The 13094-nt window shown below is 36.3% G+C and carries 9 protein-coding genes and 2 pseudogenes; 9 read left to right on the plus strand and 2 right to left on the minus strand.

Annotated features, from left to right (window positions below):
- Positions 1-194 precede the first annotated feature (194 nt).
- Positions 195-679: pseudogene (locus DWZ44_RS19395) on the minus strand (AAA family ATPase); the annotation flags it as partial.
- 283 nt (positions 680-962) lie between these two features.
- Between DWZ44_RS19395 and DWZ44_RS17220 the strand changes: the two are divergent.
- From DWZ44_RS17220 to DWZ44_RS17260, 9 genes are all read left to right on the plus strand, one after another.
- On the plus strand, positions 963-1724 hold the full coding sequence (locus DWZ44_RS17220; protein ID WP_055265582.1) for a helix-turn-helix domain-containing protein: 762 nt from the start codon (positions 963-965) through the stop codon (positions 1722-1724).
- A 239-nt stretch (positions 1725-1963) separates the two neighbouring features.
- Complete coding sequence (locus DWZ44_RS17225; protein WP_055265584.1) at positions 1964-2647, plus strand: response regulator transcription factor; 684 nt, start codon at positions 1964-1966, stop codon at positions 2645-2647.
- Complete coding sequence (locus DWZ44_RS17230) at positions 2644-3552, plus strand: sensor histidine kinase (RefSeq protein ID WP_117805391.1); 909 nt, start codon at positions 2644-2646, stop codon at positions 3550-3552. The genes DWZ44_RS17225 and DWZ44_RS17230 overlap by 4 nt, the downstream gene beginning before the upstream one ends.
- A gap of 108 nt (positions 3553-3660) precedes the next feature.
- Positions 3661-4341, plus strand: a complete 681-nt coding sequence (locus DWZ44_RS17235; RefSeq protein WP_055265588.1) for an ABC transporter ATP-binding protein — start codon at positions 3661-3663, stop codon at positions 4339-4341.
- 14 nt (positions 4342-4355) lie between these two features.
- Positions 4356-6905: an ABC transporter permease gene (locus tag DWZ44_RS17240; RefSeq protein ID WP_117805392.1), complete on the plus strand. Its 2550-nt coding sequence runs from the start codon at positions 4356-4358 to the stop codon at positions 6903-6905.
- A 142-nt stretch (positions 6906-7047) separates the two neighbouring features.
- On the plus strand, positions 7048-7587 hold the full coding sequence (locus DWZ44_RS17245) for an RNA polymerase sigma factor (RefSeq protein WP_005348545.1): 540 nt from the start codon (positions 7048-7050) through the stop codon (positions 7585-7587).
- Positions 7574-8353, plus strand: coding sequence for a hypothetical protein (locus DWZ44_RS17250; RefSeq protein WP_117805393.1), 780 nt, complete (start codon positions 7574-7576; stop codon positions 8351-8353). The genes DWZ44_RS17245 and DWZ44_RS17250 overlap by 14 nt, the downstream gene beginning before the upstream one ends.
- Positions 8337-9221: an ABC transporter ATP-binding protein gene (locus DWZ44_RS17255; protein ID WP_005338319.1), complete on the plus strand. Its 885-nt coding sequence runs from the start codon at positions 8337-8339 to the stop codon at positions 9219-9221. Before DWZ44_RS17250 ends, DWZ44_RS17255 begins: the two co-directional genes overlap by 17 nt.
- Positions 9214-10404, plus strand: coding sequence for an ABC transporter permease (locus DWZ44_RS17260; protein WP_055265598.1), 1191 nt, complete (start codon positions 9214-9216; stop codon positions 10402-10404). The genes DWZ44_RS17255 and DWZ44_RS17260 overlap by 8 nt, the downstream gene beginning before the upstream one ends.
- Positions 10405-10516: 112 nt before the next feature.
- Here the strand turns inward: DWZ44_RS17260 and DWZ44_RS19400 are convergent.
- A pseudogene (locus tag DWZ44_RS19400) lies at positions 10517-12760 on the minus strand (tetratricopeptide repeat protein).
- Between the last annotated feature and the right edge of the window lie 334 nt (positions 12761-13094).

Raw genomic sequence — 13094 nt, forward strand, 5'->3', positions numbered from 1 at the left:
CACCCTTTATTATCATAGAAGAATCTTATTTACAGACTTTTTCTCACAGTCTCATGTTAGCATTTCCGGATTTGGTTCATCGTGAATCAGTCGATACAGCGGATGTTTGATAGTTTTTTCCTCGCCACCGGTACCGGTGTATTGATATACATGGACTCTGTGACCTGAACTTAAAGTTTGTCATCTACTTTTGTTGCGATAAAATCCACTTCGGAATTATCCACTTTACCAATAGAGACATCATAGTCTCTACGTAGCAGTTCAAAGTAAACAACATTTTCTATTGCATGTCCGCTATCACGATCCCTGAATCCAAGCAGATAGTTTCTAAGTCCGATATCAACGATGTAATACTTTCCAAGAGTACGTAAGAATTCCTTTCCTTTAATATCAAATCTCTTGATGTCATAGAAGAAGTATGCTTCCAGTAGCGCATTCACATAGGCCTGAACAGTGTGAGCGCTTGGAGTTCATAGTGTTCGCCGGTTTTATCAAATGCTTGCTTGCGTGTGCCACCTAACGCACTTTTGGTTTCTCTTATTTCAAAATCATGGAATGTTAAAAATTCAGAGAAGGACAATGGAAGCATCTTTATTTCTACGCATCTGCCTGATAAATAGGTAGCATATTCAGAGGAGAGCATATAAGCATTCGAACCAGTAACATAAATATCGCAATTGAAATCAACATGGAAAGAGTAAGCATAAACTCATGAAAAAAATTAAGTTTATGCACTGAAATGCAGAAACTATTAAAATTTGACAATTTTTGTATTTTACAAGAAGAGAATGCCTCTATCATTGTAGACAGAAGCACCGGTATTATTTCCACAGCGGATAGCACGGTCGAGCTCATGATGGGGAGATTATTTGATGAATTATGTGCTAATATTCTGCAATTCTACTGCTGGTCGATTGATTTATTTACACTCTCATTATAATATGTGTGCAGGAGGTGGATATATGTATCAGATTAGTAATGAAAAATTCGGTTTATTTGTAACCGAATTAAGAAAGGAAAAGAATTTAACTCAAAAGGATTTGGCTGAAAAATTATATGTATCAGATAAAACAGTTAGCAAATGGGAACGTGGTCTTAGTATGCCCAATGTCGTATTACTCATACCAATAGCTGATATATTAGATGTTACCGTTACAGAATTGTTACGTGGAGAAAAAATAGATACACAGAAAAATATTGATAAAAAAGAAATCGAGGAATTGGTAGTAGGCTCTCTCGATATGGCTGTTAGGGATTCTATTCACCAGCATAGAAAAAACTGGATATTAGCATATTTGTTATGTTTTTTTATATCTATTACAGAAATTATTATGTTAGTTGTATCTGGAAGTTCGTTAGCTGAGATGAAAAGGGATATATTGCTAGTTACCGGGGGAATGCTTTTATTTGGTGCATGGTTTTGTTTCTTTGCAAAAGACATATTACCAACATATTATGATGCCAACAAGATAAATTATGTTTCACAAGGAATTTTTAGAATACATCTAGTTGGTTTATCTTTTAACAATGGAAATTGGATATATATCTGCACAACTTTAAAAATATGGATACTTGCAACAGTTGTTTTATATCCTCTTGCAGGTATTATAATAATCAATTGTTTCAATATAGCTTTATGGGATATTTTGAATAAAATTTTCCTAATTATGATATTAGGCGGTATGGTAGTTTCGATTTACATTATCGGGAAAAAATACGAATAATTAAATTACCTGTTATCGTTGTGGATAGTACTAATTTACAACATTCTTCATGGGAAATATGGAATGATGCAGAAGAGGTTGTGTTAAGAGAATTAGTGTACATTTAAAACGTGGAAAGCCCCTTCGGGAGTATTTTTCTGTTTATAAGATAATTTCTGCCGGAGATTTTGATTTAATAATTTGATTTATAAAACTGGCAATGATACAATTAGCGTAATTTGAAAGAAAGCAGAGAAAATATGAGTGAAAACTTACTGATTGTTGAAGATGACAAAAAATTAAATGATGGAATACGTCTCGCATTGAAGAATGATTCCTATTTCTTTTATCAGTGCCAGACTTTGCAGGAGGCTAGAGAAATCTTGAAAAAGGAAGATATCACATTGGTTTTATTAGATGTGAACTTGCCGGATGGGAATGGGATTGATTTTGTAAGAGAAATAAGGAAAAACAGTCAGGTGCCGATTATCCTGCTTACAGTAAATAACATGGAAGTAGATATCGTAACAGGATTGGACGCTGGGGCAAATGATTATATTACGAAACCGTTTAGTTTGATGGTTTTGCGTGCAAGAGTGTCTGTGCAGCTTAGAAATAAAGATGCAGTAGTTAAGAATTCTATGGAGTTTGATGGATTCGAGTTCTATTTCGATAAAATGGAATTTTTCAAAAATGGAGAACTTATTGAACTGAGTAAGACAGAACAAAAACTCTTGAAAGTGCTGTGCGAAAACAGAGGAAAAGTAGTGAAGCGAGAATACCTGATTGACGAGGTATGGCAAGGAGATACAGAGTTTGTGGATGCTCATGCTCTGACTGTTGCAGTTAAACGTCTCAGAGACAAATTAGAAGATGATACGCAGAAGCCTAAATATATCAAAACGGTTTATGGAATTGGTTATACCTGGGCGGTGAATGGATGATAGAAATAATTATATTGATTGTAGGAATATTTGTTTTAAGTGGAATCTTCTGGCATAGCATTTTTTATCAGAAAGAAAAAAAGCTTTTGAACCGGCTGCAGCAAATGCTGGATTGTGCTATAGATGGAGAACTGGAACGGACAGAAATATCAGAAGAAAAGTACTCTGCTCTTGAAAACAGCATGAAACAACATTTAGACAGTAGCTTTCTGGCAAGAAAGAACCAACAGGAACAAAAAGAAGTGATACAGAAACTTATTTCCGACATTGCGCATCAGACGTTGACTCCTATTTCAAATTTGAAAATTTATGGTGAAATACTCTCTGAAACAAATCATGAAAATCAGGAGGAGATAGATACCATTTTGGAGCAGACAGAGAAATTAGATTTCCTGATACAATCATTGGTCAAATTATCACGGATGGAGAGTGGAATTATCGCAGTACATTCGGAGGATACTACTATTACACAGATGCTTGAATCCATACAGCAGCAGGTTAGCGTGAAAGCAAGGGAGAAGAATATTACTCTGAGCCTATGTGACACGGATTTGCATGTTCTATGTGATCCAAAATGGACTGTGGAGGCACTCGGAAATATTGTAGATAATGCGATTAAATACACAGCATGTGGGGGAAATGTTCAGGTAAAAGCTGAGCAGAATTCTTTCTTTGTAAAGATTGATATTATTGATGATGGCATTGGAATAGAAAAAGAAGAAATACCAAAGATATTTGGAAGGTTTTATCGGAGTCTGTCAGTGTCAGACCAGCCAGGAGTAGGAATTGGCTTATTCCTTGCAAGAGAGATTATTCAGGCACAAAAAGGGTATATAAAAGTGACATCAGAGAGAGGAAAGGGCTCTATCTTTTCTGTGTTTCTCCCGATATCAAAAAAGGAATAGTATCAAAACTGTGATATTTCAGAAACCGGATAGAGACATTGTTGTGATAAAGTCTGTATTGTAAAGAGCAATACAGGCTTTTTTAAAATATAAGACAGGGAGGAAGACATGAATATATTAAAAACGGTAGATTTACAAAAAATATATGGACAAGGAGAAACAGAAGTCAAAGCCCTTGATGGTGTAAATTTAGAAGTGGAAAAGGGGGAGTTTGTAGCGATTGTTGGAACTTCCGGGAGCGGAAAGTCTACGATGCTTCATATCATTGGAGGATTAGATAATCCAACATCTGGGCAGGTAATTGTGGATGGACAGAACTTAAGCCATATGACAGATGAAGAGCTTACCATTTTCCGACGCAGGAATATTGGTTTCGTATTTCAACAGTATAATCTGGTTCCGATGTTGAATGTATGGGAGAATATTATTCTTCCCGTGAAGCTGGATGGAAAAAAGATTGAAAAGAAATATGTAGATGAAATCATTGATACACTTGGTATTCGAACAAAATTGGAAAATCTGCCAAGTGCTCTATCCGGCGGACAGCAGCAGAGAGTGGCAATTGCGAGGGCTTTAGCTGCAAAACCTGCCATTTTGCTCGCTGACGAACCGACTGGAAATTTGGATTCGAAGACAAGTCAGGATGTATTAGGGCTTCTGAAAGTAACCAGTAAGCGTTTTCACCAAACCATCGTTATGATCACCCATAATGAAGAGATTGCCCAGATGGCAGACCGGATTTTACAGATAGAAGACGGAAAAATTGTTTCAGACAGTGGTGTGGTATAGCAGGGGGCGATTTTATGGTAAAAGTAGAGAATAAAGAGACGTTGCGATTATTAACGAGTCGTTTTATGAAAATGAATCGCGCCAGGAATGTTATTGCCGTTATTGCAATCATTCTGACTTCCCTTTTATTCACAAGTCTCTTTGTGGGAAGTGTATCTATGATTCTTTCCAAAAGAGCAACGGAAATTAAGCAGTTTATGGATTCTGCCCATGCCAGTGCACAGAATCTGTCAGAAGAAGATGCAAAGCGATTGCAGCAAACAATCGAACAGAGTGAAGATGTTAAGCGATATGGTTCCGGTATTTTTCTGGGAGCTGGAATGGACGAAAGGTTTGGTTTTTCCGTAGAGGTCCGATATGCAGATGAAAATACGGCAGAAAGTTTTAATTGTCTGCCAACCACAGGAAGACTGCCGGAGAAAGAAAATGAAGTAGCACTTAGCAGCATGGTATTGGAATCTCTGGGAGTTACACAAAAGATTGGGGAAGAAGTAACGCTGACCTGGGAAGTAAATCCCATGCTGAAACAATATAAGACAGATACGTTTAAGATATGTGGATTCTGGCAAGGAGACAAAGCTGTTTTAGGTCAGATGGTCTGGGTATCCGAAGCCTATGCAAAGGAGAATCGTTATCCCGTTACGCAGGAAGAATTAGAAAATGGTATCTACAATGGAGGAAAAGAGTATTTTCTCTGGTACAAGAACCTTTGGAATCTGGAAAAGAAAACGGAAAAGATATCTAAAGCAGCGGGATTTACGAGAGCTGGGACAGGAATGGAAGTCAATCCGGCATATAATCTCTTTGAAGAGGATTCATTTTCATTTTCTTCCTTAATTATAATGATTCTATTTGTTATATTAGCTGGATACCTGATTATTTATAATATCTTTAACATTTCTGTGAAAACTGATATCCGGGCTTACGGATTGCTAAAGAACGTGGGAACAACGGGAAAGCAGTTGAAAAAAATTGTACGTATGCAGGCGTGGAGATTATCAGCTATTGGTATTCCAATCGGATTGCTTTGTGGTTATCTTGCAGGTCTTTGTATGGCTCCGTCCTTGACAGCAGATGCTGAAATTAGTGCACAGGCAGGACAGACTGCTCAGACAGTAGTATCAGCAAATCCTTTGATTTTTCTTGCAGCAGCGCTTTTGACACTTTTAACGGTGTATCTCTCTAGTCTGCAGGCTTGTAAAATGGTGGAAAGGGTATCTCCTGTGGAAGCTCTGCGTTTGGCAGAGGGAGAGCAGTCACATAGGAAAATAAAAAAGAATACTTCTGTAACCTGGTGGGGAATGGCAGTTCAAAATGTGTTACGAAATTGGAAAAAGGGATTGATTGTTATGCTTTCTATCGCTCTTTCTATGGTGGTTGTCAACTGTATCGTGATGCTGGTGCAGGGATATGATTTTGATTCTTACCGAAAAGTGCTTTTAGCTTCCGATTTTCAACTGGATCAGATGACGGGAAGTTTGTTAAATACGAATTTCAACGGTATTACACCTGAAATCAAAGAGATTCTGGACGAATGTCCTGATAGTGCTAAGACAGGATATGTGTATTATTCTGAGGAAACCCACAAGATGGAGCCGGAACTTCTGAAAACATGGGAAGCATTCGCAGATAAATATGAAAAAAACTGGAACGATTATGAAAAACAGGTTTGGGAAGAGGCAAAGGCTTCCAATACAGTAAGTGTTCATTTTCTCGGAATCAGCGAGTCGGTGTTTGACAAATTAGAATGGAGAGGGGAAAAATGCTCTTGGGATACATTTAAAAGCGGAAATTATGTGCTTGTAGATTATGGTAATAAATATGCAGAGCGTCCGGTTTCTTATTATCAGACTGGGGGTATTTTTCAGATGGATTACAAAAATGGAAACCAAAAAGATTACGAAGTCATCGGAGAAGCACTGATGCCATATGCATTGGATTATCCGTATGCGGACTGTATCTATATCACGGTATTGGTTCCCGAAGAGGAGTATATCACCCAGACAGGAAATGAATCAGCCATGTATGCTGCCATTGATGCAAAGAAGGGCGAGGACAAGCAGATAAAAGAATACATTGATAAAAATATTTTGAAAGAAAATGATATGATCAACGTGTTTTCTGTATTGGACATGAAAGAGAGCTTTCAGCGGTATGTCAGTAAATATTATATGATCGGTAGTTTTCTTGTTGTTATTTTAGCTTTTATTGGCATTATGAATTTCTTTAATACAACAGCAACCTCTGTAATCAGCAGAAAAAAAGAACTGGCACTTTTGGAAGTTGTGGGAATGACGAAAAAACAGGTATCGAAAATGCTAGTGACTGAGGGATTCCTATATTTGGGAGGCGCATTTGTGATTGCAGTATTGCTAATTGTATTTGGAGCAAAGCAGATTTTAGTAAATACGCTCGGTACGGCATTTTTCTTCCGGCTGCATCTTACAATCGTGCCATGTGTGCTTATGATTCCAATTTTGGTTGGGATTGCGTATGTGATACCAAAGTATCAGTTTGAAAAGATGAGTCGGGAAAGCATTGTTGAAAGGATTCGGAAAGAATAATAACAATGTGTAAAAAAGGCGTATGGATTTGATGAATCCATGCGCCTTTTTAGAAAAATATAAATAAAAACAAAAGAATCCTAACTTTTTTTATAGTAGGATTGTTATATTATTTAGAAAACAGAGGGAGGCAAATTTGCGAATGGAATACAAAACTGATTCTTTGTTAGTACATCTAGCAAGAGCAGGAGATGAAGATGCGTGTGAAAAACTGGTCAAAAAATATTACTCAAGTATATATCAATATTGTTTGCTACATATCAATGATCCATATGAGGCAGAGGATTTGACACAAGAAGTGTTTACACGTTTCTTTTCCAATTTATATAGATATAAAGAATATGGAAAAGTTAAGAATTATCTTTATACAATTGCCGGAAATACCGTTAAAAATTATTACAAAAAGAAAAAAGATATTCCATCAGAGGAACTGCTAAAATCAGAGGACTGTAGTAAAAATCATGTAGAAGAGCTAGGAGTCCGATTAACTATTGAACAGGCAGTGAGAAAGTTACCGGAAGAAATTAGAGAAACGGCAGTTTTATATTTTTTTCAGGAATTGAAGCAAAGAGAAATTGCAGAATTACTTCATATCAAACTTTCTCTTGTAAAATATCGAATCGGAAGAGCAAAAGAACTTTTAATGAAAGAGTTGGAGGTGAAAAAAGATGAAGAATTATAAGCAACAAATAAAGGAATATAAAGAGGAGATTGAAGAAAAGTATGTAAGGGCTGAAGCAGAGAACAAAACAGTAAAAGCATGTCAGAATATTTTGTCAGAGTCGGTTTTATCGAAACAATCGCATAGAACATCTTATTTTGAATTTTTGTATGAGCAGACAAAATTCATAAAAAAAAGATGGTGGATTTTACAAGGTTGTGTTCTTATGTGTCTATGGATATGGTTGAGTAATTATACGTCAGACATAAAAGATATGATGAGGATTATGGGAATATCTGCCACAATATTTGTGGTTCTGATTATCCCGGAAATTTGGAAAAACAGAAGAAATGGTGCGATTGAGATTGAGCAGGCGTCTTATTACACACTGCGTCAGATTTGTACAGCAAGAATGTTAATGTTTGGAGTAGTGGATCTGGTGATCGTTATGGTGTTTTTGGCAATTACATATCAAACAACAATACTCTCGTTAAGTGATTTGGTGGTTAATTTTTTGCTTCCGGTAAATGTTTCATGTTGTATATGTTTTCGTGTATTGTACAGCAGATGGGAAAAATCAGAATATATAGCAGTGCTTTCTTGTCTGGTATGGGTTGGTTTATGGATGATGATTGTTGCAAATGATGTTATTTATCAGAAAATTGTAACTCCGGTATGGGTGGCTATGCTGATATTGACTTTTGTATATTTTGTTTTTTGTGTTCAGAAGTCATTAGTATTTGATGAAAAAATTTTGGAGGATTACACGTATGAAATTAGAATTTAAAAATGTAACAAAACAATACGGAGAAGTAAATGCTGTTAATAAAGTGAATTGTGTTATGGAAAAAGGAATTTATGGACTGCTTGGAGTAAATGGAGCAGGAAAGACCACATTAATGCGTATGCTTTGTACGATTGTTCAACCATCAGAAGGACAAATATTATGGAATGGTAAAGATATATGGAAACTAGGAGGTGAATACCGAGAAGTTCTGGGATATTTACCACAGGATTTTGGATATTATCCAGATTTGACCGTATATGATTATATGATGTACATTTCTTCTATAAAAGGGTTAAAAATGCCGTTTGCCAGAAAAAAAGTGAAGCAATTATTAAATCAAGTAGGAATGGAAAAATTCAGTAAAAGAAAAATGAAGAATTTGTCTGGAGGAATGGTTAGACGTGTAGGAATAGCACAGGCGATGTTAAACGATCCGCAAATTCTTGTCCTGGACGAACCTACCGCTGGATTAGACCCGAATGAAAGAATACGTTTTCGTAATTTAATTAGTGAATTATCGGAAGAACGTTTGGTGCTCTTGTCTACACATATTGTATCGGATATTGAGTACATTGCGAATAACATTATGTTAATGAAAGATGGAGAACTTTTTTATGCAGGTACTGCGGAAGATTTAGTATCTTCTATGAAAGAAAAGGTATGGCAATGTAATGTTTCGAGAAGTATGATAGACAAATATATGAATGAATATTTGGTTGGAAATATAAAAACAACAAAAACCGGAGCAGAGCTTAGAATTATTTCAATAGAAAAGCCAACAGAAGATGCTGTGGCTGTAGAAAAAAATCTGGAAGATGCATTTCTATTTTATTTTGGAGAAAAATCGGAGGAAAAACAAGATGCTTAAATTAGAATTAAAACGAATTTTTTCAAAGAAAATTAATGTATTTGCAATCGGATTGGCATTGATACTTGCTGTCATTTTTAGCGGATTTGCAGTTACAAGTAATCGCTATGTGGATGAGAATGGAAATGCTAGTACTGGAATTATGGCAACAAGAAAACTTACAGATAACAGACGAGCATGGAAAGGTACATTGACAGAAGATGAACTTGGAAAAGTTATAGAACAAAATAAAAATGCGGTGACACAATCCTCAGAAGAAAATGCGATTTACGGAACGACATTACAACCGATAGATGATATTAGGGGTTTTATAATATCGGTATTAACACCGGATGCAGAATATGATGAAAGTGTTCTGAATCAAATTACAGAAGAAAATATACAAGAGTTCTATAACACTTATCATAAAAATATGAAAAAGATGGCAGAAGAATATGGAAAGACTGCTGTTCAGAAAAAATACTTGGAAAAGAAATATAATGAAATAAAATTACCAGTAGAATACGAATCTTATAGTTCATGGGATACTATGATTATGTATGTAGAAACGTATTCTATTATTCTGGCAATCATAGTTGGTTTTATTTGTGCTGGAATATTTGCAGATGATTTTCAGACAAAAGCAGATGCAGTATTTTTCTCTACAAAGTATGGACGTACAAAAGCTGTTAAAACAAAAATACTGGCAGGAATAGTTACGACAGTTATGATTTATTGTATGGGAATTATATTACTTAGTGTGATTTGCTTTGGAATTATGGGAACCAGTGGTATGAATACACCCTATCAAATGTATCAGGCATATAGTATTTACATTATGTCATATGGACAATACTATTTGTTGACAGTTGTATGTGGATTTATAGCCAGTATGCTGGCGGCTTCAGTGTCTATGTTAGTAGCGGCTAAAATGCATACAATTAGTGTCGCTGTTTGCATTCCGTTCTTTTTATATTGCTTATTGCCATTTATAGGACGGGCACTTTCTGGGTATACAACGCTTTTCAATTTGATACCAACAATTTTGACAAATGTACAGGCAAGTGTAAAAGTCCCACTTATTTATCAGATTGGGAATTGTGTATTTCGACAAATTCCGCTTGTAATGGTAATGTATACCGTGATGGCAATAGCCTTACTGCCTTTTATTTATAAGAGTTTTCGCAGATACGGAAATAAGTAAAAATTGTATTCATACTCATGAAAAACAAAGTAAGTAAAATATTTTCTGGAAAAATCAAAGCATAATACGTGCAATTTAAGGCGGGCAAGTTGCCCGCCTTAAATTGCACGTATTATGTTAAAAGACCAGATAGAGTTTTTCCAATGGAAAATCCAATCTGTGGATATAACTCCTGAATCTCCCGATATTTTGCTTCAATCATTTCAGGCTCATCAGCCAAGATCTTTTCATATATTTTGAAAGCTTTTTTAAAATGTGTTTTGGCTTGTGAAAGATTGGCGGTCATCAGATAAATGGTTGCAAGGTTTTCCTGTACTTTGGCATAATCCAGACATTCATCGGAATGGTATTCCTTGATGATACCGGATAATTTTTGCAATTCGGAGATTCCTCTTTCGGGTTCCTGCTGTTTTGTCAGGAACATTGCATAATTGGCAATCTGAGGTATGCTGTCATTTATATGAAGCAGGTTAAATTGGTCAAGCAGTGAGATGCTTTTTTCCATGTGTTCTCTTGCAAGATCGGGATAACCGTTCATGCGGTAAAGTCCTCCGAGATTGGCATGAAGGTTAGAAACGAGGCGAGCATTGTCAGCAGTGATATTTTCTATCTGGGCAAGTGCATTTTTTTCCAGTTTTATTGCTTTTTCAGGTTGGGTTTCAAGGGCTGCCTGAAAATCCAGTAATAACGCCCGGTCAGAGTCGGTGCCAATGCTTTTTGTCTTTAACAGTACCTTCAGTTCCTGAATGATTTCCTTCATACCTTTGTGATAGTTATAGTTATCCATGTATGGAAATGCATTTTCCAAAAAAAGCAGATACTTTGGCATATCATCTTTTTCAATCAGATCTAAGATATTTCCTATTGTTTGAAATAGCTTTTTATAATAATCTACTTCCATTCCATGCATTAAACATATGTGCTGTAAAGAATCCAGCAATGTGTGGCAACTACTTACAGATGGTTTTGTCTCTGAAAGAGTGATTTCCTAAATCATCGGATGCAGAGAGAGTGTGCGACGTGTTGTTGTCTGAACGAAACCAGTCTCAATTAAATCGTTGATTTCATTTAGTGTGGGCAGTTCCAGCCATTTGGCAAATATACGGGCAGAAATACCGGTGGAAGGAAGAAAGCATAGATTACACATGATATCCTGCTGTTTAAGAGATAAAGTGTATAGAGAAAACAGCGTATGGATATGATTGTAATAGGTGGCTTTGCTGCTTTGTCCATCTTTGATTATTTTAATTTTATCTTCGTTATGGAAAGATGCTTTTTCCGCCTGAAGTCTTGTTAATAACTGGTCTGGAGTCGAGATTCCATTTTCCAGAAGTTTTGCTGCCAGTTCCACGGCAAAAGTATGAGAGTGAACAGTTTCGATGATTTTTTCAACTGTTGCCCGGTACGTGTCTGCCGCTGAATAAAATACTGATGCCAGTTGGAAGAGAGCGTTCATATCTGATATTTCTTTTAATGGCAGAGTACAGTATTCATCCAGTCTGCTTCTGGTTGTAAACAAAATCTGGCAGCGATATTTTAATACTACTGACAGAAAGCTGTCTTGTGTAGCAGTGACATTAAAATTATCTATGATCAACAGAGTATCAGATTTCAGGGAACGCAGAAAACGGTTATGTCTTTGAAACCGTTCCTGTTCAGTGCTTTCCGGCAGATCGTCAATAAAATCCATGTCAGTAATATCCTGATGAAGATTGCCGGTATATTCTACATATAGAATGTTAGTGTAATGCTCTTTGCAATGTTTTGCGTAGGCTTTGGCAAGTTCGCTTTTTCCAATACCGGCAATTCCGCAAAGAAAAACATGACGGTTTTCTTCAAGCATGGTATATAATTCTTCCAGTTCTTTATCTCTTCCGATAAAATGACGGCATGGTTTCGGAACCTCACTGTCCATAATATAATCCAGCACAATGGGTGACAGGGCACCTCCGGCAATTAATTTTTGATTTTTAGTATCACGTTTGATAAATTGTCGCTCCATGCCCAAAGAAATCAGCTTTGCAAGAAAAAGCAGACGTGAGCTGGCTGGTTTGTACAGAGAAGCCAGATTTTTCTTTTTGGCATCGGAGATGGTGTCATCTTGTATAAATAATGTGTATATATCCTGCATAGCCATATTGCAGTCAGACATCAATGGAAGCAGATTCTGGTGAATGGTTTCTGCCAGTTTTTTCTGATTACTGGGTTTGGAATAGTAGGCAGATATTTTGGGACTGATCTTTGCTTGACCGGTCAGCCAACGACAAACCAGACCATTATCCATAGAAAAATCCTGATTTGCCGGATCATCCATAAAATCTTCAAATAATTCGTATAAAAAATCAGGCTGACTCATTTGATTACTTTCGCTGATATGATTTTTTTGCAAGTGCTAATAGAAGAAAAATCGCATCGATTCAATAGAAATTCCCCTTTCGTAGTTAAGATTAAGTATATCTATCATAACACGAACATATATTCGATTCAAGAAAATGCGGATATTTTTAAATTGATTGTGTCAATTTACAATCAATTTCTATTCAATGTGGTTTTCCGGCAGGTTCTGTAAAATAAGCTCAGATCAAAACAATGACGGGAGGAGCTTATGCAACAGAATATTGAATTTGAGCGGTGCATTGATTTTCTGGTACGGATGCTTGATAAGTACGGCGATGAAGTCCTCCGGGAGT

The sequence above is a fragment of the Blautia sp. AF32-4BH genome (genome assembly GCF_003460565.1).
GTDB classification, from domain to species: Bacteria; Bacillota; Clostridia; order Lachnospirales; family Lachnospiraceae; genus Fusicatenibacter; species Fusicatenibacter saccharivorans.